General features: G+C 71.7%; 22 protein-coding genes and 1 pseudogene. 4 read left to right on the plus strand and 19 right to left on the minus strand.

Features of this window, described 5'->3' with window-relative positions:
• Positions 1–58 precede the first annotated feature (58 nt).
• A complete protein-coding gene (locus QMK34_RS18590; protein ID WP_326415332.1) occupies positions 59–673 on the plus strand; it encodes a LuxR C-terminal-related transcriptional regulator in 615 nt (204 codons plus the stop codon).
• 36 nt (positions 674–709) lie between these two features.
• On the opposite strand, the gene QMK34_RS18595 is transcribed toward QMK34_RS18590, so the two are convergent.
• The 15 genes and pseudogenes from QMK34_RS18595 to mftA form a co-directional block, all read right to left on the minus strand.
• The gene (locus QMK34_RS18595) at positions 710–1,066 is read right to left on the minus strand and encodes a VOC family protein (protein WP_326415334.1); all 357 of its coding nucleotides are present in this window, start codon (positions 1,064–1,066) and stop codon (positions 710–712) included.
• A gap of 196 nt (positions 1,067–1,262) precedes the next feature.
• Entirely contained in the window at positions 1,263–1,568 is a 306-nt protein-coding gene (locus tag QMK34_RS47860) for a transposase (protein WP_442785174.1), read from the minus strand.
• Positions 1,569–2,073: 505 nt separating this feature from the next.
• A pseudogene (locus tag QMK34_RS47865) lies at positions 2,074–2,982 on the minus strand (DUF222 domain-containing protein); the annotation flags it as partial.
• A 176-nt stretch (positions 2,983–3,158) separates the two neighbouring features.
• Positions 3,159–4,556: a mycofactocin biosynthesis glycosyltransferase MftF gene (gene mftF / locus QMK34_RS18605; protein WP_326415336.1), complete on the minus strand. Its 1,398-nt coding sequence runs from the start codon at positions 4,554–4,556 to the stop codon at positions 3,159–3,161.
• Positions 4,553–5,341 carry a mycofactocin-coupled SDR family oxidoreductase gene (locus QMK34_RS18610; protein ID WP_326415337.1) on the minus strand — a complete coding sequence of 263 codons (789 nt, stop codon included), beginning with the start codon at positions 5,339–5,341 and terminating at the stop codon, positions 4,553–4,555. Before QMK34_RS18610 ends, mftF begins: the two co-directional genes overlap by 4 nt.
• Positions 5,338–6,006, minus strand: coding sequence for a mycofactocin biosynthesis peptidyl-dipeptidase MftE (mftE, locus tag QMK34_RS18615; RefSeq protein ID WP_326415338.1), 669 nt, complete (start codon positions 6,004–6,006; stop codon positions 5,338–5,340). Before mftE ends, QMK34_RS18610 begins: the two co-directional genes overlap by 4 nt.
• Positions 6,003–6,800 (minus strand): mycofactocin-associated electron transfer flavoprotein beta subunit, encoded by a 798-nt coding sequence (locus QMK34_RS18620; RefSeq protein ID WP_326415340.1) that lies wholly within the window; start codon positions 6,798–6,800, stop codon positions 6,003–6,005. The genes mftE and QMK34_RS18620 overlap by 4 nt, the downstream gene beginning before the upstream one ends.
• Before the next feature lie 3 nt (positions 6,801–6,803).
• Positions 6,804–7,097 (minus strand): ferredoxin family protein, encoded by a 294-nt coding sequence (locus QMK34_RS18625; protein WP_326415342.1) that lies wholly within the window; start codon positions 7,095–7,097, stop codon positions 6,804–6,806.
• A gap of 8 nt (positions 7,098–7,105) precedes the next feature.
• Positions 7,106–8,461, minus strand: a complete 1,356-nt coding sequence (locus QMK34_RS18630; RefSeq protein WP_326415344.1) for an FAD-dependent oxidoreductase — start codon at positions 8,459–8,461, stop codon at positions 7,106–7,108.
• On the minus strand, positions 8,454–9,365 hold the full coding sequence (locus tag QMK34_RS18635) for a mycofactocin-associated electron transfer flavoprotein alpha subunit (protein ID WP_326415346.1): 912 nt from the start codon (positions 9,363–9,365) through the stop codon (positions 8,454–8,456). Before QMK34_RS18635 ends, QMK34_RS18630 begins: the two co-directional genes overlap by 8 nt.
• Positions 9,362–11,344: a mycofactocin system FadH/OYE family oxidoreductase 2 gene (locus QMK34_RS18640; RefSeq protein ID WP_326415348.1), complete on the minus strand. Its 1,983-nt coding sequence runs from the start codon at positions 11,342–11,344 to the stop codon at positions 9,362–9,364. The genes QMK34_RS18635 and QMK34_RS18640 overlap by 4 nt, the downstream gene beginning before the upstream one ends.
• A complete protein-coding gene (locus tag QMK34_RS18645) occupies positions 11,341–13,257 on the minus strand; it encodes a mycofactocin system FadH/OYE family oxidoreductase 1 (RefSeq protein ID WP_326415350.1) in 1,917 nt (638 codons plus the stop codon). Before QMK34_RS18645 ends, QMK34_RS18640 begins: the two co-directional genes overlap by 4 nt.
• A gap of 3 nt (positions 13,258–13,260) precedes the next feature.
• Entirely contained in the window at positions 13,261–14,451 is a 1,191-nt protein-coding gene (gene mftC, locus QMK34_RS18650; protein ID WP_326415352.1) for a mycofactocin radical SAM maturase, read from the minus strand.
• Entirely contained in the window at positions 14,448–14,711 is a 264-nt protein-coding gene (mftB, locus tag QMK34_RS18655; RefSeq protein WP_326415354.1) for a mycofactocin biosynthesis chaperone MftB, read from the minus strand. Before mftB ends, mftC begins: the two co-directional genes overlap by 4 nt.
• 8 nt (positions 14,712–14,719) lie before the next feature.
• Complete coding sequence (mftA, locus tag QMK34_RS18660) at positions 14,720–14,815, minus strand: mycofactocin precursor MftA (RefSeq protein WP_326415356.1); 96 nt, start codon at positions 14,813–14,815, stop codon at positions 14,720–14,722.
• Positions 14,816–14,977: 162 nt separating this feature from the next.
• Here mftA and mftR point away from each other — a divergent pair, with 162 nt between their 5' ends.
• The gene (gene mftR, locus QMK34_RS18665; protein ID WP_326415358.1) at positions 14,978–15,607 is read left to right on the plus strand and encodes a mycofactocin system transcriptional regulator; all 630 of its coding nucleotides are present in this window, start codon (positions 14,978–14,980) and stop codon (positions 15,605–15,607) included.
• Positions 15,608–15,610: 3 nt separating this feature from the next.
• On the opposite strand, the gene QMK34_RS18670 is transcribed toward mftR, so the two are convergent.
• Together QMK34_RS18670 and QMK34_RS18675 are read right to left on the minus strand one after the other, a co-directional pair.
• Positions 15,611–17,815 (minus strand): acyl-CoA dehydrogenase, encoded by a 2,205-nt coding sequence (locus tag QMK34_RS18670; RefSeq protein WP_326415360.1) that lies wholly within the window; start codon positions 17,813–17,815, stop codon positions 15,611–15,613.
• Between the two features lie 6 nt (positions 17,816–17,821).
• Complete coding sequence (locus QMK34_RS18675) at positions 17,822–18,253, minus strand: type II toxin-antitoxin system Rv0910 family toxin (RefSeq protein WP_326415362.1); 432 nt, start codon at positions 18,251–18,253, stop codon at positions 17,822–17,824.
• A 101-nt stretch (positions 18,254–18,354) separates the two neighbouring features.
• Here QMK34_RS18675 and QMK34_RS18680 point away from each other — a divergent pair, with 101 nt between their 5' ends.
• Positions 18,355–19,047 carry a TetR/AcrR family transcriptional regulator gene (locus tag QMK34_RS18680; RefSeq protein ID WP_326415364.1) on the plus strand — a complete coding sequence of 231 codons (693 nt, stop codon included), beginning with the start codon at positions 18,355–18,357 and terminating at the stop codon, positions 19,045–19,047.
• Between the two features lie 12 nt (positions 19,048–19,059).
• Here QMK34_RS18680 and QMK34_RS18685 read toward each other — a convergent pair whose 3' ends face one another.
• Both QMK34_RS18685 and QMK34_RS18690 read right to left on the minus strand, forming a co-directional pair.
• Positions 19,060–20,358 (minus strand): GGDEF domain-containing protein, encoded by a 1,299-nt coding sequence (locus tag QMK34_RS18685; RefSeq protein ID WP_326415366.1) that lies wholly within the window; start codon positions 20,356–20,358, stop codon positions 19,060–19,062.
• 91 nt (positions 20,359–20,449) lie between these two features.
• Positions 20,450–21,817, minus strand: a complete 1,368-nt coding sequence (locus QMK34_RS18690) for an MFS transporter (RefSeq protein ID WP_326415368.1) — start codon at positions 21,815–21,817, stop codon at positions 20,450–20,452.
• Positions 21,818–22,028: 211 nt separating this feature from the next.
• Here QMK34_RS18690 and QMK34_RS18695 point away from each other — a divergent pair, with 211 nt between their 5' ends.
• A complete protein-coding gene (locus QMK34_RS18695) occupies positions 22,029–23,399 on the plus strand; it encodes an FAD-binding protein (RefSeq protein WP_326415370.1) in 1,371 nt (456 codons plus the stop codon).
• Positions 23,400–23,409: the final 10 nt, after the last annotated feature.

Genomic DNA, 23,409 nt, shown 5'->3' on the forward strand with positions numbered 1-23,409 from the left:
TGGCAGCGTCTGACTCAGTGTGCTCGAACGAAACTACAGTTTCTTGTAGTCTTTCCAGGTGGCCGAGTCGGATGTTCGGGAGATCTTGGACGCACGGCGCCAAATCGGCGTCTGGCGCAACAGGTTCGCGGCCCTGCTCGACCGGACGCCGGTGCCGACGGCGGTCTGCCTGAGCGACGGCACCCTCACCGACGTGAACCCGGCGCTGGCCGGGCTGCTGGGCAGCACCCCGGGCCGCCTGCGGGAGCGGAACATCACCGACCTCCTGCGCCCGAAGGTCCAGCGCGACTACGACAGGGTGATCGAGGACCTCCGAGCCCGCCGCCACGCCAGCCGCGAGCTCCCCGTGCGCTGGCCCGGCGGCTCCGGCGAGCTCACCGTCCACGCGGTCGCCGACGACGTCTGGGTCGGTCTCCTGCTGACGCTGCGGCCGAACCCGGTCCGCGGCGGCGAGGCCCCCGCGCTCACCGACCGCGAGGCCGAGGTCCTGCGCCTGATAGCGGGCGGCGCGACCTCGGCCAGAGTCGCCGCGGAACTAGGTCTCACCGCCGACGGGGTCAACTACCACCTGACCAGGCTCACGGACCGTCTCGGCGTTCCGAACCGAGTAGCCCTGATCGCCAGGGCGTACACCCTCGGCCTGCTCGACCCCGCCGCCTGGCCGCCCCGTTAGCCTTGACGCGGCAGCGGGCCTCCGTTCGCAGCAGGCTCAGTCCGCTGGCTGCCAGAGTTCGACGCGGTTGCCCTCCGGATCAGTGACCCACCCGAATTTGCCGACGCCCTCGAAGTCTTGAGTCTCGGCCGCGACGTCGGCCCCGAGTTCGCGAAGCTGCGCCACCATGGCCTCCAGGTCACGGACCCGAAAGTTCAGCATGGTGTGCTGGGAACGCGATCCGAAGTAGTCGGTGTCAGCCTCGAACGGCGCGAAAACGGTAAGGCCCGCCTCCTGCTGCCAGGCACCATTTTCGTCGGTGTCGAGGCCGAGATTCTCTCGATACCAGGTGCTCTGTGCCGCCGGATCTGCCGCACGGAGAAAGTATCCACCGATTCCGACCACACGTTCCATGGCGGTGATCCTGCCAGGTCGTCGAACAGCCCGGGAGCTGGATGGTGGGACAGCGGGTGTCCGAGCGTTTTCGCGGTTCGTGTACGCCGGGTTGTCCCGGTTCGGCCCCCTCGGAGTCAGGTGACGTCGTCGACGACACTTCCGGACAGTGGTTTCGCATAATCGGAAATCAGCTGTTTTACCGCCGTCATGACGATCACGAGCGCACCAGAATCCGCAAGGGCTCACACTGCTCGGCCGTGACTGACTGAGGATCGGCAGGAGCGGCACTGCCTTTGCCCGGTCCGTCGTGTTGCCAGAACACGATCGTCAACGCTGCCCGTGGCGGGACGAACCGGGCCACGACAAGCCGGGCCAGCAGTAGCCCGAGAGTGTCGGGATTCCAGCGGGCATGGGAGAAGAACCGGTGTGCTCGGGCGTGATGGAACCGCCCGGCCAGTCCGGCGGCGGCCCATATGCCGGTGACGGTGCGGGGCCCGGTGGCTGAGAGCAGGCCGGTCATCAGTCAGGTGAACGCGACGAACGTCGGCGCAGTGAACACCCCGCACCCCTTCCGGTACGGACAGCAACTGGGCGGTACCGGTGGCGGGTGGAAGCATCGGCGAATCTTCCGGAAACGGGCGGTTACTAGGAACGCCAATGCTTCCGCCATGTCTTGCCCAGCATGTTGCCCCACTCCATGTCACACGAAACCAACCAATCGTTTCACCAAAGGGAGAAACCTCCACTTTGGTCAGAAGGGTGCGGGGGTGCAGGGGTTCGTGGAAGGCGGGTGGTGGGCTGGTGTGGGTGTGGCCGGAGGGTGTGGTGATGGTCAAGGTGCCGTTGGGTGTGGTGGTGTAGGTCCAGTCGGGTTCTTCTTTGACGAGGTTGTGGTTTCTGCATTGGCCGGTGAGGTTGGTGTGGGAGGTTTCGCCGTCGCTTGCCCAGGGGATGGAGTGGTCGGTGTCGCAGTGGTGGGCGGGTCGGTGGCAGCCGTTGGTCCGGCATTCCCGGTCACGGACCCGGATGAACGCGTCAAGGTCTGCCGGGGGCCGGTACCTGTCGCGGCCGACGCTGAGCAGTTGCCCGGTGTCCGGGTCGGTGATCAACCGGTTCCAGGTGGAGTTGGGTTCGGTCGCGATCTGGCGGGCGAGCCAAGCGGGGATCGCGCCATATCCGGCGAGTTCGGCGGGGTCGTCGTTCAACCCGATCAGGGTGAGGAGGTCGACATACACGTGGATGTCGGCTTTGAGGGAAGAGTCGCCGTCGCGTGCGGCGAGCAGCCGGTCTGCGAAGACGTCGGCGCGGAGTTGTTCGAGGGTGCGGGTGGTGTCGGTGCGGCGTAGGGCGCGGGCGGCGCGGTCGAGGGAGGTGTAGATGGCGCTGGCTTGTTCGACGGGCAGGTCTGCGGTCAACGTGGCCATGGTGTCGTCTTGGTGGATGAGTGCGATGTGTCGGTCGCGTCTTCGTGCGCGGGCTCTGTCCTGGTAGCCGTCGGGGTCGAGTTTCTGGATGACCCGGTTCACAGCGGCGCGGATGGAGCTGGGGTCTTTACCGAGTAGTCGGGTGGCCATGACCTCGTCGACCTGGCTTGCGAGGTCGTCGGACAGGATGAGGGTCGGGTCGACGACCTTCGATGCCTTGTACAGGTCGATGGCACCACGCTTCAGTGCGGCGAAGGTGCAGGGGAGCCGGGTGGTGAGGGCGACGGCGCGGGTGATGTCGGCTCCGGCGTGGTATTGGGAGACGGCTAGTTCGAGGGCGATGTCGGCGGTGACGGACCGTCGTGATCCGCCGGTCTCGATGGCACGAGCCATTTCGGTGACTTCGTCGGCTTGCAGCCGAGCGATCGCGGCCCGGATGTTCCCGATGGCGGCGATGTGGGTGGAGTAGGTCATAGGGTTCAGAATACCCGAACATGTGTTCGAGGTCATCGCTGAATCGGGTGAAATCCCCCAAAGTCCACAATAGACAACTCGACCGGAAACCCAAGCCCGCCAAGGGAACCCGCTGCGTGGGGGGTCAGCGCTGCCAAGAGAAGCGGCACGTGACCACTGGAGCGCTGATCCCCCACGCCTCGGCGAAGCCGCGTTTGAAACCCAGCACGAAATCAGGACCGCCCACCATCCCGAGAACGCACCGGCAAAAAACGAGGCAAAAGCGGAGCAACCGTAGAATGCACAACAGCCCCCCGCCACAGCCCAGTACCGTAGGCAAGATCGTCAACCCGGTGCAACACGACATAGCACAGAAGATCCAGTTCACCACGATGCTGCCACCAGTCAGCCACCCCCTCGGCCACAGCAGTGGTCAGCAACGCCCGCCGGAACCGGCGAGAGACCACAGCCCCAGCCAGCGCCACCGGCCACCAGTGACGGTTAAGCGCCCCCGCGCTCTGCCACGCCGCACCGGTCAGCGTCATCGCATTGAGCTTGACCGCGGTCCGCAGCGGACGGCGAAGCATCGACAACGATCGCCGCAGCCGAACCGTGCGGACCGCGATCAGCGCGACGGCCGCGAGCACGCTCCAGCGACGCTGAACGCCCAGCAAGACACACACCGCCGCCGCCCAGCCAGGCAGATTGACCGGCGGCACGGTGCCGGGATGGCGCAGAGCCAGCGGCGCGGCACCGGTGCCATAGAACGCCTTGCGCGCGAACCACGCGACCGGACGGTCACGGTGTTCATGCGCGACACGCGACGACGGGTCGTAGACCAGCCGATGCCCGGAGGCATGCAGGCGGCAGACCAGGTCGACGTCTTCGGCGACGCGAAGCTCAGCAGCGAACCCGGCACCGACGGCGGACACCCGCACGACCATCGCCGCGCTGGGCACATAGGCCACCCGCGTCTTCGGCACGATCAGCGCCGCGTCCGGGCCCAGGTCCAGTGAGGACCTCGCGTGCTCGTACCGGGCGAGCAGGTTTTCGCGCGCCTTGCGCAGGCCGACGATCCTGGGCGCCGCCAGCGCGACAGCCGGATCCTCGAAATGCGCCAGCAGCGGGTCGAGCCAGCCCGGCACCGGCACGACGTCGGAATCCAGGAACGCCACGAACTCCGCGGCGGCCGCGGCCAGGCCAGTGTTGCGCGCGGCGGCCGGTCCCCTGCTCACCTCGTGGCGCAGCACCGTCACACCGGCGAGCTCGATGGGCACCGGCGTGCCGTCGTCGACGACGAGCACCTCGGACCCGTCCGGGAGCGTGCCGTCGAGGGCGCCCAGCAGCCGCCGCAGCTCCGCCTCGCGGCCGTGCACCGGAATCACCACCGAAACCGGCCTCGGCCTCGCGCGGCGCAGCACCGGGTGAGCCGCGCCGGCCGCGAGCAGCTTCTCCGCGAGCACCCGGCTGGCCGCGCCGGTCACGGTGAACTCGCCGCCGCCGAGCAGCTCCCGTCCCCGCTTCGAGAACCTGAGCAGCCGGGGAGGCGCGCCGCCGAACAGGGTTTCCTCGTCGAGCCACTGCGCACCAGGGTCGAGGCGCACGACCAGCCCGTCCGGGGCGGGGCTCACGCGGTGAACCCGCCGTCCGCGTGGACGACCGTCCCGGTGATCGCGGCGGCGTCGGGGGAACAGAGCCAGGCCACCACCGCCGCGACCTCCGCCGGGTCCAGGATCCGCTCGACGAGCTGGTGCCCGGCGAACTCGGTGACATCGGCCAGCCCGTAGAGCTCCGCCGTGGCGGCCAGCATCGCGGTGTCGGTCGACCCCGGGGAAACCGCGACGGCGCCGATCCCGGTGCCGCGCAGATCGGCCGCGAGGCCGCGAACCAGCCCGACGACAGCGTGTTTCGCGGCGTTGTATGCCGCGAGGCGCCACAGCCCGCGATGCGCGGCCGCCGACGCGAGCGCCACGAACCGCCCGGTCCGGGGCTCGGCCGCGGCCAGCATGACAGGCACGGCGGCCCTGGCCAGGTTCGCGACCCCGCGGACGCCGGTCTCGAACAACGCGTCCCACTGCTCGTCGGTGGTCTCCCACAGCGGGACCCCGCCCGCCATCACCGCCGCCGCCGCGACCGCCGCGTCGACCCGGCCGAACTCCGCCCGCGCCAGCGCCACGGCCGCGTGCAGCGCATCGACGTCCCGGACGTCCGCGACGGCTTCGAGTACCTGCCCCGGCCACTTCCCGGCGAGCTCCGCCAGGTCCGCGCGGGTCGAGAGCGGGTAGTGCAGCGCCGGATCGTCCGCGCAGACGTCCACGGCGACCACCCGCCAGCCCTCCGCCGCCAGCCGCTCGACCGTGGCCAGGCCGATCCCCCGCGCCGCACCGGTGACCACCGCGACCCTGCCGTCCGTCATGCCAGCCGCCCGTCGTCGGGTTCCCAGGCCGCGAGCGCCGCACGCAGCCCCGTCGCCATCGCGCCGAGCAGTGCGCGGCCCTCCTCGGCCGTCGCTCCGGCGGGGTCGCCGAGCACGCCGCTGGGGCTCAGCTCGCGCAAGCGTCCTTCGCGCAGCGCGGGCAGCAGTGCCGCCAGCGGACGGGTGTTCCCCGGCTCCGCGCGCGCGAGATCGACCGTCTCGGGCGCGATCGCCAGCAGGAGCGACGTCTCCGTGCGTCCGGCGTGCGCATCGCCCCCGGGCGGTGCGCAGGCGAACCACGCGACGTCCCGCCCCTCGTACCGCAGCAGCCGGACCGCTCCGGCGAGCGCGGCCACGTTGCCGCCGTGGCCGTTGACGAACACGAGACGACGCGCCCACCGGCAGGCCGAGCGGCCGAACTCGACGAGCAGCGCGCCCAGCGCGTGCTCTCCGATGGAGATCGTGCCGGGGAAGTCCTCGTGCTCCCCGGACGAGCCGTAAGCCAACGGGTGCACCACCAGGCCGCCCGTGCTCGCCGCGACCGCCGCGGCCACCCGGGTGTCGGTGTCCAGGGGCAGGTGCGGGCCATGCTGCTCGTACGAGCCGACCGGCACGAACAGCACGGTGTCCTGGTCCGCCACGTCCGTCCAGTGGGACGCGGTCACGGCAGATATCCGTGCTGGCGCAGGTAGTTCAGCAGTTCCGTCGCGGCCGCACCGGCATCGGCCGGGCGGACCAGCCGGGGCGGGTCGTGCTCGTCGAGCGCACCGGTGAGCGCGAGCAGCCGTTCCCGTGGCCCTGCCCCTTCCGGAGCGGGCACCCGCCGCGTGCGAGGCCGGAACGGCACCGGCGGCAGCAGCCGCACCCGGGCGTCCACAGTGGACGACTCCGGGATCGCACACGGAACAGGCGCTGACTTCGCGGCCAGCATCGCGGGCAGCGACGCCCTGCGCAGCCGCACGTCCGCGGGTTCGACCGAGCAGACGACCGGGGTTTCCGCCCGGACCCGCTCGCGGCGACCGCCGTCCAGCCTGCGCTCGGCGAGCAGTGCGCCCCCTGGCCCCCACCCCGGTTCCAGCACGCCGAGAACCTGCCGCGCGCCCATCGCCGCGGCCAGGAACGCCGGGGTCGCGCCGGTCCCCCGATCGGCGGAATAGTCGCCGCACACCACCAGGTCGGGCCCGCGCTCGGCGATCGCCGCCGCGATGGCACTGGCCGCCCGGGACCCATCGTCGGCCGGACCCTCCACCATGGCGATCCTGAGCACGCGGTCCGCCCCCGCCGCGAGTGCCGTCCGCAGGACGACGTCGGCGGCGGGCGGCCCGGCGGTCACCGCGAGGCACTCGCCGTCCCTGGCGGCCGCGAGCCGCAGGGCGTACTCCAGCGCGCATTCGTCCGCCACGCTCAGCCCGCCCGGCGTGTCGGCCAGGCGGAGCGCGACCACGACCAGCACCGGCACGGGTCAGCCCTGCCGGAAGGTGACGCCGTCGCCACCGTCGGGGTAGGTCCAGCTGATCGCACCCTGTTTGCCGCACAGCAGGTAGCAGGTGCCGCATTCGAAGCACTGCTCGTAGTTGAACAGGATCCCGCCGTCCGCGGTGGGCACGAACAGGTCCGCCGGGCAGGCGGTCACGCACTCCTGGGTGGTGCAGGACCGGCAGACGGCCGAGTCGACGACGATGTGCGCGCGCGGCGAGACCTGGAAGTCCACAGTGGACATCCGGTCCTCGAACGAGACCTCGGTGTAGTCGTCCATCCGCCCCTCTATCCGTAGGCCCGGAAACCGGCGATCGCGTCCTTGGCCAGGTCACGCAGCCGCACCCCGTGTTGTCTGGCGCTGCGGCGCGCAAGCTTGCGCAGACCCGGTTTCGGCGCCGGGTTGTTCACCTGGAACAGATTCTCCACCAGGTCGCACACCATCGCCGGGTACTTCGTCTGCATCCGCTCGCCGAGCAGCAGCTCCGGCGCACCGGCGAGCTTGCGGTGATCGGCCAGCACGAACGAGTCGCGAAGCCGCCGCTCGTACCCGGCCAGCCCGGCCGCCGTGGTGTCCCCTGTGGACAGTGCTTCGGCGGCGGCGCGCCCGGCGTACATCCCCGACCCGATGGCGAAGTTGACGCCCTCCAGCCAGATCCCGGCGGCGAGGCACATCGCCGCCGCGTCCCCGCTCACCAGCATCCCGTCCCCGGTCAGCCGCGGCATCGTCCGGTAGCCACCCTCCGGGATGAGGTGCGCGGCGTACTCGGTCAGCTCGCCGCCGCGGACCAGCGGCGCGATCGCGGGATGCGCCTTGAGTTCGGCGATGAGCTGCTCCGGCCGGATCTTCGACTCGCCGAGCCCTTCCAGTCCGAGCACGACACCGATGCTGACCGAGTCGAGGTTCGTGTACAGGAAGCCACCGCCGGGGATGCCGCGGGTGCAGCCGACCATCTCGATGTCGACACCGTGACGCCCACGCACGCCGAACCGCTCTTCGAGCGTTTCCCTCGGCAGGGCCAGGGTTTCCTTCACTCCGAGCGTGGTGTGCTCGAGCTGGCCCGGCGGGTACATCCCGGCCTGTTTGGCCAGGAACGAGTTCACCCCGTCGCAGGCGATGACCACCTTCGCACCCAGGTCGCCGTCCGGCCGGTCGGTGCGCACGCCCGAAACCCGCCCGGCGCTGTCGAGCAGCAGGCCGGTGACCACGGTCGAGGTGATCAGCTCGGCCCCCGCGGCCTCGGCCTTGCCCGCCAGCCAGGCGTCGAACTCGGCGCGGTGCGTGGTGGCGCCGTTGTAGGGCGGTTCGCCCCATGCCTCGGTCCGGAAGTCGACGGTGAGCGCCTGGGTCGGGGTCAGCAGCATGGTCTGGCGCCGGGTCACCCAGCGCTGTACCGGGGCTTCCTCCCACCAGCGCGGGACCAGCTCGTCGAGGATCCGGCCGTAGACCACCCCGCCGTAGACGTTCTTGGCGCCGGGGAACGCGCCGCGCTCGACCAGCGCGACCCGGTGCCCGGCGCGCGCGAGCTCGAGGGCGGCGGCCGATCCGGCGGGGCCCGCGCCGACGACCACCACGTCGAACCGGGTCGCCGGGACAGCCGCCCCGCGAACCGGCACCGCCGCGGGGCCCGCGTACTCAGTCATGCGTGACCTCCAGCCGCCGGGCGAGTTCGGTCAGCAACGCGGTCGCGTCGGTGACGAGACCGAGATCGGCCAGCGCGGTCATCGGGCAGCTCGCGTCGAGGTTCACGCTGACCACGTGCTCGGGATCGCCAAGGCCGCCGACGTGCTGGGCGGCCCCGGAAACCCCGAACGCGACGTACAGTTTCGGGTTCACCACCACCCCGGTCGTGCCGATCTGCCGCTGGTGTCCGGTGAACCCGGCGTCGGTCACGACCCTGGTCGCGCCGACCGACGCCGACAGCGCCCCCGCGACCCGTTCGAGCAGCGCGACGGCGTCCTTGCCAGCGGGTTCGCCGCCCCTGGTCAGCCCCGCGCCCGCGACCAGGATGCGGGGCGCCTCGGCGAGGTCGGCTGTTCGCGGGTCGGGGGGCAGGACCTCGACGACCTCGGCGTCGCCGGGCCGCGTCACCCACACCAGCTCGGTGAGCTCTCCGACGTCCACCGGCGCGGCGGCGCGGGAGCCGGGAATCAGGGTCGCCACGAACGGTCCGTCGACCTCGGCCACGACCAGGTCCCGCGAACCGTGCCGCGCCAGCGCCGCCCCGGTGCCGGTGACCTCGACGGCTCCGGCCAGCAGCGGGAACCCGAGCACGAACGCGAGCCGGGGCGCGAGATCACGGCCGTCCGGCGACGCGGGCAGCACCACGGATTCACCGGCCGGGAGCACGGCGGCCAGCCCTTCGGCCCACGCGCCCGGCGCGTAAGGACCGGCCTCGGCGAGCCTGCCACAGCGCAAGGACGGCAGCGCCGCGGCCGCTGCGCGGACGTCCTCACCGAGGAGGATCGCCTCTCCGCCCGCCTCGGCCACCGTCTCGTCGCCGCCCGCCGGGGGCAGGCCGCCGCGCACGGGAATCACCGCGATCACAGGGCCGCCCCCGCCCGGTGGCCCTCGATCACGGCCGCGTGCGCGCGCCTCGGGGTGAGGCAGTCGCCGACCCGGACCGCCCGGAAGTCCGAAGAGGACAGTTCCGGCCACAGCTCGTCGGCGGGCCGGGCGTGCACCGCGCAGACGACCCAGTCCGCCCGGAGCGTCGAATTCTCGCCCGTGGTGTGCCGCAGCAGCCGCAGTTCGACACCGTCCCCCTGCTCGGCGGCCCCCATCACGGCGCCCGTTACTGCGCCCATTACAACGAGATCCGTCTCCTGCCCGATGCCCTTGGCGTCGGCGCGGACGTTCCAGTTCTCCAGGTCCAGGGTGATGCCGAGATCCTGGCCCACGACCATGCCCGAGGTCAGCACCCGGACCGCGCAGCCGCGGTCGGCGAGCAGCTCGGCCACCGAAGTCGCCTGGTGGAAGCCGAGATCGTCCACCACCACGACCGTCCCTTCCGGACTGACACTGCCGTCGAGCACGTGCCGGACGTCGACGATCCGGTCCAGTTCCCCGGCCCACCAAGGCCGGTCCGGTTTCGCGCCGGTCGCCAGCACGACCGCGTCGGGCCGCTCGGCGCGCACGAGATCGAGGTCGGCGGTCACGCCCGTGCGCACCTCGACGCCGAGGCGCACGCACTCGGCCAGCAGATTGCGGGTCAGGTCGAGGAACTCCGCGCGGCTGGGCACGGTCGCGGCCAGCGCCACCTGTCCCCCGGTCTGCTCCGCCTGTTCGACGAGCGTGACGCGGTGCCCGCGCTTCGCCGCCGTCACCGCGGCCTGCAACCCACCGGGCCCGCCGCCGATCACCAGCACGTGTCCCGGCCGGGCCGTCGGCAGCGGCAGCGGGGTGCTTTCCTTGCCGGTGCGCGGGTTTTCGATGCAGCCGAGCCACCGGTTGAGCCCCATCCGGCCGACGCACTCCTGGTTGCACGACAGGCAACTTCGGATGTGCGTGGCGTTGCCGGACCGGGCCTTGCGGGCGAAATCGGCGTCGGCGATCTGGCCGCGGACCACCCCGATGAGGTCGCACTGTCCCTCGGCGAGCGCCCGTTCGGCCTGGACGGGATCCTTGAACCGGCCGACGCCGACCACTGGCAGGCTCACCTTTTCGCGGATCGCGCTGGGGATGAACATCGCGTAGCCCGGCGGGATGTGCATCGACGCCTCGATCATGTACAGCGTCGCGGTGGCGACGCCGATGGAGGTGTTGATGTAGTCGACCTTGCCGGTCGCCTCGACCAGCCGCGCGACCTCGACGGCCTCGTCGATGGTCGTGCCGCCCTCGATCAGCTCGTCCCCGCAGAGGCGCACGCCCAGCGCGCGCCCCGGGCCGATCGCCTCCCGGACGACGTCGACGATCTCCAGCAGGATCCGCGCGCGGTGGGCCAGCGGGCCACCGTAGGAGTCGGTCCGGACGTTCGTCGCCGGGGACAGGAACCCCCGCACGATCGACGAATGCGAGCACTGCAGCTCAACGCCGTCGAACCCGCCCAGCGCGCAGTGCCCGGCGACCAGGCCGTACCCGTGGACGATCTCCGCGATCTCGCGGGCGTCGACGGCCTTGGGCACCTCGCGGAACATCGGGTCCGCGACCGCGCTCGGCGCCCACACCGGCAGCCGGGAGTACATGCTCGACGCCTGGCCGCCGTTGTGGTTGAGCTGCGCGAGGATCGGGACGTCGTGGGCGTGCACGGCGTCGGTGATCCGCCGGTAGCCGGGGATCACCGATGGGGAGAACCCGTGGATGAGCTTCTCGTACGGCCAGTCCGTGGGGTGGGTAGAGTGCTCCTCGGTGATGATCAGCCCGGCGCCGCCGGCCGCGCGTTCGGCGTAGTACGCGGCGTGCTGCTCGGTCGGGTGGCCGTTCTCGGCGTAGTTGGTGAGGTGCGCCGAGAACACGATACGGTTACGCACGGTCAGTGGGCCCAGCCGCAGCGGGCTGAACAGGTACTTGTACCGCCCGCCGCTCATCGCGCCACCGCCGCCGGGGTGCGGGAGGCCAGCGCCAGCGCGGCCCGGCGACCTTCCAGGACGGCGTCGTGGACGGTCCTTGGCGCGACGCAGTCCCCGGCGCGGATCGCTCCGGGATGGTCGAGCGTGTGGTCGGGCAGGCGGTGGCCGCAGTCGATCAGCAGGGCGCACTCGATCTCGATCCGCTTGCCGGTGAACCGGTTCTCCAGCACCGCGTGTCCCGAATGGACCTCGCGCAGCAGCGAGGACTTGTGCGGCGTCACCCCGGCCTGCTGCACCCGGCGGTTCGCGTCGGCGAGGTCGCCGGTGATGGCCAGCAGCGTGCCGACGACGTGGTCCTGGGTGAGCAGCGCGACCGGCCGCCCACCGGCCGCGGCCAGCTCGGCGGTGCCGACGCCGATCGGCCCGCCGACCGGGTCGAAGACCACGACCGGCCCGTCCGGAAGGGACGCGCCGCCGGCGTAGAACTCGTGGTAGCCCACGACTTGGGCACCAGGGGCCGTCCGATAGCCGCGCAGGCCCGGCTTGCTGCCGGTCGCCAGCACCACGGCCTCGGGGGCGTCGGCGAAGCCGGTGACCTCGGTGCCCAGGTGGACGTCGACCCCCAGCTGCCCGACCTGCGCGATCAGCCAGTCCGCGAACGTCCCGAGCCGGGCCCGGCCCCCGGCCAGCGCGGCGAGGCGCAGCGCGCCGCCGAGTTCGGCGGACCGCTCGGCGAGCCGGACGCGATACCCGCGCAGCGCGAGCACCCGCGCGGCTTCCAGCCCGGCCGGTCCCCCGCCGACGACCAGCGCGCGCCCGTCGTGGGGCACCGCGGGCTCGATCGGCGGATCGGTGGTCTCGTGACCGCTGCGCGGCTCGACCGAGCAGGAGACCAGCGGGTTGCGGTTGTCCCGGACCAGGCAGCGCGCGTTGTCGAGCGTGCACGGCCGCACCGGTGTCCCGGCACGGACCTTCGCCACGAGGTCCGGGTCGGCGATCTGCGCGCGGGTCATCTCCACCAGATCCGCGACGCCGTCGTCCAGTGCCCACTGGGCCTGTCCCGGGTCGACGACGCTGCCCTGCAGCACCACCGGGAACCCCGCGACGGCGCGCATGGCCCGGCACAGGTCGATCGTGAAGCCAGGTTCGGTGTGCAGGTCCGGCCGGGTGGCCGAGGTGCCCATCGCCGAACCGCGCACGACGGCCAGGTAGTCGATCATCCCGGCGAGGCCCTTGACGTGCTCGGCGGCGTGGTCCGGGGTGATCCCCGCCCAGGGCGCCAGCTCGTCGCAGGACAGTCTCAGGCCCAGCACCCGGTCCCCGAGCTCACGCCGCACGGCGGTCAGCACCTCCCGCAGCAGCGTCGCCTTGTCCTCGCCCCAGCGGTCGCCCCGCTGGTTGGTCAGGCCGGACAGGAACTGCCGCAGCAGGCTGAACTGCCCGGCGTTGACCTCGACACCGTCCACATCGGACTCGACGGCGACCCCGGTGGCGGCCGCGAAACCCGCGACGACGGCCCCGATCTGCGCCTCGTCCAGCTCCAGCGGCAGCTCCCGGCTCGCGACGTCCGGCACCCGCGAGGGGGCCCACAGCGCTTGCTGCGAGTAGGCCGACGAGCCCTGGGAACCCGCGTGCCCGAGCCCGGCGAGCACGAGCGTGCCCAGCGGGCGGCAGGCCGTGACGACGTCAGCCCAGCCATGACCGCAGTCCGCGGCCAGCGGCGCCCGCTCGTAGGGCCAGTCCGAGTCGTGCACGGAGGCGATCTCGGTGACGACCACGCCCGCGCCGCCTTCGGCACGCCGCCGGTAGTAGGCGACGTGCCGCTCCGAGAACGCCCGCCCACGGCCGAGGTTGGTCTCGTGCGGCCCGAACAGCACCCGGCTGGGAGCGGTCCGGGCGCCGAGCGGGACGTCGCCGATCAGGCTGGCCATCGGCTAGCCCAGCCCGGCCAGCGGGCTCGTGTCGCACGCGCGGTCCGGCACCCGGACCGACGGCAGGCCGAGCGACACCGACTTCCGGGCGCCCGTGCGGGAATGGTCCCCGCCCGGTTTGGGCAGCGCACCGTCGCGTGTGGACAGTGCCTGCTCGCCGTGTCCCTTGACGCACTCGGGATCCGGGCCGTCCAGCGGGAGCCCGGTGAAGAATTTCGCCGCCATGCAGCCGCCCTGGCAGCTGTCGAACGCCGGGCAGGAGGTACAGGCGCCGCCGGTCTGCGGGCGGCGCAGGTCGGCGAACAGCTCCGAATCCCGCCACACCGCACCGAAACCCCGGCCACGGACGTTGCCCGCCTTGAACACGTCGTGGATGGCGAACGGGCAGGCGTAGACGTCGCCCACCGGGTCGATCAGGCAGACGACCCGGCCCGCTCCGCACAGGTTGAGCCCGGGCAGCGAGGTCGAGCCGAGCGCGTTGAGGTGGAAGAACGAGTCGCCGGTGAGGATCTTGTCGCCGTTGGCCACCAGCCAGTCGTAGAGCTCCAGCTGCTGCGCGGCCGTCGGGTGCAGCTCGTCCCAGACGTCGGCGCCACGGCCGGAAGGCCTCAGCCGGGTGATGCGCAGCTGCGCGCCGAAACCGTCGGCGATGCGCTTGAACTCGTCGAGCTGGCCGATGTTGTGCCGGGTCATCACGACGGAGATCTTGAAGTCCTTCATCCCCGCTTCGGCCAGGTTGGCCAGCGCGCGTGTCGCCAGGTCGTAGGAGCCGGGCCCGCGCACGGCGTCGTTCACCTCACGGGTGGCCCCGTCGAGCGAGATCTGCACGTCCACGTAGTCGGTCGACGCCAGCTGCTTCGCCCGCTGCGGGGTGATCTTCACCCCGTTGGTGGAGAACTTGATGCCGACGTGGTGCGCCACCGCGTAGTCCAGCAGCTCCCAGAAGTCGGGCCGGACGGTCGGTTCCCCGCCGCCGACGTTGACGTAGAAGACCTGCATCCGTTCGAGCTCGTCGATGACCGTCTTGATCTCCTCGGTCGACAGCTCGTCCGGGTCGCGCCGCCCGGATGAGGACAGGCAGTGCGTACACGCGAGATTGCACGCGTAGGTCCACTCCCAGGTCAGGCAGATCGGTGCTTCGAGGCCGTGTTTGAACTGCTCGACCAGTGCGGGGATGGGAAGTGTCGCCGTCATGTGCCCTCCACGATCATGTCGGTCGCGACCAGGGATTCCAGGGCCTTGAGGTAGCCGGCCCGCCGGGTCTCGGACAGTTCGGACGCGCCGAGCGCGGCCCGCAGGCTCGGGTGCCCGCCGAGCTCGCGGACGAACTCGACCAGGTCGGGTGCCTTGAGGAACGAAAGCTTGCGGTTGCCGAAGTGGTAGGCGAGCGCCCCGAACGGTTCGGGACGCAACGCCACCCTCGGGTTGAGCCGGTAGTGCTTGTCCAGGTCCACGGCGCGGCCTAGTAGACGCCGCACATGCCGTCGATCGAAACCTCTTCGACGAGCAACTCCTCGACGACCGGGGTCTCGTCGACTTCCTGCGCCTGTTCGGACATGCTGTCCTCCTCGTGTCGGGGCGACCACGACGACGCTAGCTCCGGAATACTTCCGTCCCACCGTGCTTCCGGACGTTTCGTCCTGGCCGTTCGGGTAGCTGTGCAACCGGTTCTGACAAGGTAATGGCACCGAGTGCCGTTTGACAGGAAGGGATGCCGGAAGTGCCCGATCAGACGAACGCCCCCGCCCGCGGCGGCCGCCGGCCGGCCACCACGCGTCAGGAGATCGAGCACGTCGCCTTCGGCCTGTTCGAGGACAGGGGCTTCGAGCTGACGACGGTCGACGACATCGCGGCGGCCGCCGGGATCGGGCGCCGGACGTTCTTCCGGTACTTCCCGTCGAAGAACGACGTGCCCTGGGGTGATTTCCACGGCGAGCTCGACCGGATGCGGGCCCGGTTCGCCGGCTGCCCGGCGGAGCTGCCGGTGATGGACGCCCTGCGTGCGGTGGTCGCCGGGTTCAACCGGATCGACCAGGCCGAGGAGCGCTGGCACCGCCGCCGGATGACGCTGATCCTGACCGTCCCCGCGCTGCAGGCCCACGCCACGCTGCGCTACGCCGACTGGCGCCGGGTGGTCGCCGAGTTCGTCGCCGCGCGGCTCGCGCTGCCGGTGGACGACCTGCTGCCGCAGGCGCTGGCCCACGCCGCGCTGGGGGTCGCCGTCGCCGCGTACGAACGGTGGCTCGCGACCCCCGGCGCCGGGCTCTCGGCGTTGATGGAGGACGCGCTCGCCGCCCTCGCGTCGGGCTTTCAGGTGCGGGGCCCGGCGACAACGCGCACCAGGGGGTGAGGGCTATCGGTCCGCGTCGCGGGGCAGCCCGAGCATGCGCTCGCCGATCACGTTGAGCTGTACCTCGGTGGTGCCGCCGTAGATCGTCATCGCCCGGCAGGCGACGACCTGGTCCATCCACTTGTCGCTCGGCTCGCCCCGCACCGCGACGACACCCGCGACCTCGAGCTCCGCCAAGCAGAACTCAGCGATCCGCTGGCCGAACCGCATGCTCAGGAACTTGCCGACGCTCGACGTCGCGGAGACGTCCACTCCGGACAGTTGCTTGAGGACGGTCCGCGCGCCGAGCAGGTCGAGCACCTGGTTCTCACAGACGAATTCCCCGACGCGGTGGATCGCGGTGGCGTCGAGTTCACGGCCGCCGGCGAACTTCAGCAGATCGGCGAGAGTCGGATAGGAGGCGTTGCCCCGGCCCAGCGCGACGCGCTCGCTCGACAGCGTCGCCCTGGCGACCGCCCACCCCTGCCCCGGTGTGCCGACGACACAGTCGTCCGGGACGAACACGTCGTCGAGGAAGACCTCGTTGAACAGCTGGGAGCCGGTCGCCTCGCGCAGCGGGCGCACCGTCACCCCCGGCGTGGCCATGTCCAGGATGAAGTAGGTGATGCCCTCGTGCTTGGGCGCCTTGGCATCGGTGCGGGCGATCAGCATCCCCCACTCGGCGAACTGTGCCACCGTGGTCCAGATCTTCTGCCCGTTGATCCGCCACCCGCCGTCGACCCGCTCGGCCTTGGTGGACAGCGAGGCGAGGTCCGAACCGGCGCCGGGCTCGGAGAACAGCTGGCACCAGACGACTTCGCCGCGCAGGGTGGGCACCACCACGCGCTGTTTCTGTTCCTCCGTGCCGAACGCGACGATCGGCGGGACGGCCCAGCCGCCCATCAGGAGCTCCGGGCTCTGGATTCCGGCCAGCTTGAGTTCCTCGCCGATGACGACCTGGTCCAGCGGGTCCGCGGCCCGGCCGTAGGGGCGGGGCAGGTAGGGCTGGACCCAACCGCCGTCGCCCAGCGCGACGAGCCGCTCGTCCTCGCCGAGGCTCGCGATCCCGGCCAGGTCCGCGCGCACCGTCTCGCGCACCTCCTCGGCGCCCTCGGGCAGATCGATCCGCACCGCGCGGGAACCGCCGTCCAGCGCGTGCCTCGCCACCACGTCCGTCCACTGTGTACTGCGGCCGAGCAGCCCGCGCAGGGTGAGCGCGCGCCGGTAGTACAGATGCGCGTCGTGTTCCCAGGTGAACCCGATGCCGCCGAGCACCTGGACGCAGTCCGCGCCGCAGCTGACCGCGGCGTCGGGCGCGACCACCGCCGCCACGGCGGCCGCGAACTCGGCGGTGTCGTCCTTCGCGTCCAGCGCGCGGGCGGCGTCCCACACCGTGGCGCGAGCGCGTTCCAGCTCGATGCCCATGGTGGCGCACTTGTGCTTGACACCCTGGAACTGGCCGATCGGGCGGCCGAACTGGACCCGGACCTTGGCGTAGTCGGCGGCGGTCGAGGTGCACCAGGACGCGACGCCGACCGCTTCGGCGCCGAGCAGCACGGCCGCGATCGCGCGGACCCGGACGGCGCTGAGCCCCTCGAGTACCCGCCCTTCGGGCACCAGGACGCCGGTCGCTTCGACGAGCGCGGACCGGCGGACGACGTCGAGACTGTCGCGCTCGCGGATCTTCAGGTCCGCCTTGTCCAGTACCACCCACCGGATCTCCGTACCGATCCGGGCGGGCAGCACGAGCAGGTCCGCGACCGCCCCGCCCAGCACCCCGACGGTCGAGCCGGACACGGTGACGCCTTCGGCGGTGTACTCGGCCTCGAGCGGGCCCGCCAGCCCCACCGCGGCCGTGCGCGAACCGTCGGCGAGGCCCGGCAGCAGCTCGCCCTTCGCCTTGGCGTCCGAAGCGACCAGCAACGCCGACGCGAGGACGGTCGGCAGCAGCGGCCCCGGCTGCGCGGCCCGGCCCAGCACCTCCAGGACGACCGCGAGTTCCAGCAGCCCGGCGCCCTCGCCGCCGTGCTCGGCGGGAATATGCAGGCCGAGCAGGCCTTGTGCGGCCAGTTCGCCCCAGAACGGCGGCAGGGTCTCGGTTTTCGCGTCCGCGGCGACCCGCAGCGCCGCCGCGCCGAGGTGCCGCTCGGCGAACCCGCGCACCGAGTCGGCGAGCGCGGTGTGCTCTTCGGTGAGGCCGAGGCCGAGCTCGTAGGTGGTGGCAGCCATGGCGCCTCAGCCCACCAGCTCGGCCAGCTTGGCGACCGATTTGTCGAGCTCACCGCGGGTGCTCTTGCCGACCGCCATGCCGATCGGCCCGACGATCATCTGGCCGGTGAACTCGGCGTCGATCTCGGCCCGGCTGCCCTCGCCCTCGGCACTGACCGACAGCGTGAACGAGACCTTCACCCCGGCCATGCCCAGGCCGCTGATGCTGAGCGAACGCGGCGCGTCGTACTCGTCGACCGTCCACTCGATCTTGTTGGCCATGCCCATCACCGAGACGACCTCGGTGATCTTGGCCCCGGCCTTGATCTCCGCGGGCAGCTCCCCGCTCCACCGCTGGTGGATGGTCAGCCACTCCTCGAAGCGGGCCAGGTCCGACATGGTGTCCCAGGTCTTCTCCGGCGTGCTCGGCAGCGAGACGGTGACGTTCACCTTGGTCATGGGAGGTTCTCCTTCGGTCCGCAGTTTACCGTGACAGTCTGTATCACCTAAGTTGATGTGACAAGATGTAGCGGGTAATTTCCGGGAAGTAGGCTGAGGCGATGCTCAACGCGGCGAACGAGGACTCCGACGTCGACGGCCGGTCGACCCGCTGGGACGCCCACAAGGCCCAGCGGCGGCTCGAGGTGCTCGACGCCGCGGTCGCCGCGATCGAGCAGGACGGGCCCGGCGTCGGCGTCAAGCAGATCGCCGAGCGGGTGGGCGTGCCGCGCCCGGTGGTCTACCGGTTCTTCACCGACCGCGCCGACCTCGACGAGCAGATCCGGCAGCGCATCATCGAGTCACTGATGACGGAACTGGCCCCGACCCTGCGGCCGGACGGGACCGTCACCGAGGCGATCCGCCGCGCGGTCGGCACCTACCTCGGCTGGATCGAGCGCCACCCCCGGCTGCACGCGTTCCTCGGCGCGAACACCAAGGCCGCGACGGGCGCCTCGGCCGTGGTCACCGGCACCAAGACGGCCATCGCGGTCCAGGCTGGACAGCTGTTCTCGGCCGTGCTCAAGCGGTTCGGCAAGGACACCGACCTCGCGCCGTCGATCGCGTTCGGCGTAGTCGGGTTCGTCGACGCCACGGTCAACCGGTGGCTGGCCGACAAACGCCGCCCGCTTACCAGCGACCGGCTCGCCGAGTTCCTCACGACGTCGATCTGGTCACTGCTGGACGGGAACCTGCGGGCGCTGGATGTGACGATCGATCCACATCGGACAGTAGCCGAGCTCCTGAACGCTTGAGCCACAAGGCTTTTACGCGCTGAGATCCGTTTCGTCACGGCTGCGCATCGGCATCCGCGGCACGGGGAAGTGCTCGGTGAGCCTGGTCCGGTTGCGCCCGGCGGTCTTCGCGCCGAGCAGCGCGCGGTCGGCCGCGAGCAAGAGCTGGTCGGGCGTGACGCCATCCTCGGGGTAACACGCGGCGCCGACGGACGCGGTGACGGTCACCGTCACCGGCTCACCGCCGGTCCTGGTCAGGACGATCGGGGTGGCCGCCAGGCGGCGGCGCAGCCGTTCGGCGACGCCGAGCAGTTCGGTACGACCGGTGCCGGGCAGCACGATGGCGAGCTCGTCGCCGCCGTAGCGGGCGACCAGGTCCTGGCCACGCACCGCCGCCCGGACCATGGTGACCAGCGCGAGCAGTGCCTCGTCCCCGGCCGGGTGGCCGTACTCGTCGTTGATCCGCTTGAACCGGTCGAGGTCGAGGAACAGCACGCCGACGCTGCCGGTGGTCAGCCGCGCACGGCGCAGTTCGGCGGTGACGACCTCGGCCCAGTAGACCGGGGTGGCGAGCCCGGTCTTCGCGTCGGTGCGGGCCTGCCGCTGGAACTGCGGGAGCAGCAGGTCGCGGTGCACGCAGAGCACCGCGATCATCGAGAACGGCAGCACCCACGGCGCGGTGACGAGCAACGCTGCCGCGGCCACCCCCAGCCCGAGTGCCGCGGCGACGACGAGCTGGTCGGCCGGTTCGCCGAGCGCCTGGCGCGGGGTCGGCCTCGGCGCCGACAGCAGGATCGCGCAGACGACCAGCGCGTAGTTGACCAGCCACCAGCAGAGCGCGGCGGCCGCGACGATCAGCAGCGACCACGGCCCGGACGGCAGCCGGGGCGCGACCGTCAGACCACCGGTGTGCAGGACCGCCGAAGCCGCGGCGGAGGCGAGCACGAAGGTGGCCGCCGAGTAGATCTTGCGGTACGCGATCGCGGTCCCGTACACCCGCAGCCAGCAGTAGCCGTACGAGATCACGATCAGGACCACGACCAGCGACAACGGGAGGAGGATCAGCCCGGCGCAGACCCACAGCGACTTCAGGTTGGTGTACGGCGAGCCCTCGACGGAGAGCTCGCGGCGGCGCTCGGCCTCCCGGTGCAGCACCGCCGCACCGGCGAGGACGGCGAACCAGCCGCGCTCCGTGGGGGTCCCGGCCGTGCGCAGCGAACTGAGCACGGACACCGTCACCGCGGCGAGATCCACGGCGAGCCCGAGCCCGAGCACCGGCCGCGGCAGCGACCACAACCGCCACTGGGCGGGGAACCGGGGTCTGTCGTGCACGCTGTGTCCGATCGTCTGCTGGGCGTCAACCTGACAACGGGAACACTACGGTAATCGACTCGTCACCGAGTGTCGATAGTCTCATCAGCAGTCACCCTCCCGGAGCAACACCAGCCAGAAAGGCCTTCCGCCATGAACGAGCACGGAAACGAGTGGAGCAACACCCGCGGCAACGAGTGGTTCCGGCCCGGCAACGAGTGGTTCCGGCCGGGCAACGAATGGTTCCTCCCTGGCAACGAGTGGAGCTCGGGTCACTGACCGGGTTCAGCACCGGACGGGGGCGCGACGCGGCGAGTGAGCCGAGTCCGCCTGCCACGGCGACCACGACCGCGGCCGGGGCCCGGTCCGCCGCCAGCCCGGCCGCGGCGATCCCCAGGCCCTGGCTGGTCTTCAACGCGGTCGCGGCGAGCCCGAAAGCCTGGCCGCGGCGATGGTCGGGCACCGCGCGGACGAACGCCGCCGACGCGGGCAGGTGATACGCGCTCGCGGCGCCCGAGATCGCCCACAGCGCCACGGTCACCCCGAGTGAAGGCCGGACGAAGCACACGACCAGTGGCAGGCAGGCGGCGAGCGCGAGCGGCGCCATCAGCCTGTCCCGGACGGCCGCGGGAAGCCGGGACACCAGCGCCATGCCGAGCACCGCCCCGGCGGGGCTGGCGGCCAGCAGCAACCCGACCGCAGCGGCACCGGAGCCGAGTCCGGCCGCGTAGGGCGCGGCCAACCCCTCGACGGTGCCGGAGAACGCGGCCACACAGGCGAGCCCGACCAGCGCCCGCAGGCGCGGGGTGGTCAGGACCAGCCGGGTGCCCGCGGACACGTCGGACCACCAGCGGGCCAGCCCCGCCATCGCGACCACGCCGTCCGCCACCGGCACCGGACGGCGGGCGATCCCGAACCACACCACCGCCGCGGAGACCGCGAACGTCGCCGCGTCGGCCACCAGGGCGTCCCCGGCGCCGACCCCGGCGACCAGCGCGCCGCCGCCGGCGAACCCGCCCACCTGCGCCAGCTGCACCACCATGTCCATCGCGCCCTTGCCCAGCACGTACTCGTCCGCGTCGGGCAGGACGGCCACCAGCACCGCCGCCCGCGCCGCGTTCCCCGGCGCGCCGGCGGCCTGCACCAGCACGAGCAACCCGGCCACCACGGCCAGCGGGATCCCCGGAATCGCCATCAGCGCGACCAGGACAGCGCGCGTGAGATCCGCGATGATCATCACCCGCCGCCGCGGCCACCGGTCCGCGAGCCCGGAGAGCAGCGGCCCGGCGAGCACGTCCGGCAGGTAGGTCAGCGCGTACGTCAGCGCGGTCAGCCCGGCCGACCGGGTCCGGTCGTAGACCAGCACCGACAGCCCCACCCTGGCGAACTGGTCCCCGGCCACCGACACCAGCGTCGCCACGAACAGCACCCGGTACTCGCGACGCGCCCACACCTGCCGATACGACTGCCGCTCCGCCATCGGGACTCCCCGTCCTCACCCGAGCACACAAGGTAGCCGGACGACTACCGCCTCCGGAAGCCCCCAAGGTCTGGACCTCGGCGCGAGAGACTCCGGCAGGCTCGCCTCGGCGCTCGACGATCTGGGAAGGTAGGCGGAAGCTCGGGAAACCGGCGCCAGGCCGTCGAGATCGGCGAAAGCCGGGCTCTCCCAGTACGAAGGAGACTGACGCATGGCCGCACCGGCCGGCTTCGGATCGATCCCGCTCGGCGGCGGGACCCTGCTGACCGGCGTGGCCGCGGAGGTCGCGGCCACCGACTTCGGCCGCCTGGTGCGCCGCGTGCCGGGCGCGGTGCTCCGGCCCGGTTCGGTCGAGGACGTCGTGGCCGCCATCCGGTGGGCCGGTGCGCACGGGCTCCCGATCGCGGCGCGCGGGGCCGGGCACGCGATGAACGGCCAGGGCCTGGTCGACGGCGGGATCATCCTCGACCTGCGCTCGCTGAACACGGTGCACCTGGTCGCCGAGGATCGGGTGGTCGTCGACGCCGGGGCGCTGTGGAGCGCGGTCGTCGCGGCGACCACGGCCCGCGGCCTGACGCCGCCGGTGCTCACGGACTATCTGGAGACCACGGTCGGCGGAACGCTTTCGGCGGGCGGCTTGGGCGGGATGTCCCACCGCCACGGCGCGCAGACGGACACGGTGCTCGAACTCGACGTCGTCACCGGCGCCGGTGAGCTGGTCACCTGCTCACGGGAGCACGAGCGCGAGCTGTTCGACGCCGTACGCGCGGGCTTCGGCCAGCTCGGCGTGCTGGTCCGCGCGACGATCCGGCTGATCCCGGCACTGCCGATGTCCCGCTGCTACCGGCTGCGCTACACCGACCTCGGGGCCTTGACCGCCGATCAGTCCCGGCTCATCGCCGAGGACCGGTTCGACTACGTCGAGGGCTCCGCCGGGCTCGGCGAGACCGGGACGCCCGAGTACAAGCTCGAGGTCGCCACCTTCGTCCCCACACTGTCCGATGTGGACAGCGACGCGCTCCTCGCCGGGCTGCGCCACGAACCGGGCGCGGTGGAGATCGAGGACACCACGTACCCGGAGTTCCTCGACCGGCTGGCCCCCGGGGTCGCGTTCCGGCGTGAAATCAAGGAATGGGAGTTGCCGCACCCCTGGCTGAACGTGTTCCTGCCCGGCCCGGCCGCCGCCGAAGTCGTCGGCCGGATCATGGCGGAGCTGACGCTGGTGGACCTGGCGCCGTGCGGGGTCATTCTGCTCTACCCGGTCCACACCGCCCGCTCCGGCACCCCGCTGCTGCGGCTGCCGGACGAGCCGGTCGCCTTCCTGTTCGCGCTGCTGCTGACGGCCGACCCGGCCGAACCCGGCGCGATCCTCCGGATGGCACAACGCAACCGCAGGTTCTACGAGTGCGTGCTTCAGGCGGGCGGCACCACCTATCCGATCGGCCCACCGGGGCTGAAGCCGAGCGAGTGGGTGGCGCACTACGGCGAAGCGTGGCCTGCGTTCCAAGCGGCGAAAGCGCGCTTCGACCCGAAGCGGATCATGACCCCGGGGCCGGGGTTCTGGCCGGACTCCCCTGCTTGAAAGCCGGTCA

It is taken from the genome of Amycolatopsis sp. H20-H5 (assembly GCF_035828755.1).
Taxonomy (GTDB): domain Bacteria; phylum Actinomycetota; class Actinomycetes; order Mycobacteriales; family Pseudonocardiaceae; genus Amycolatopsis.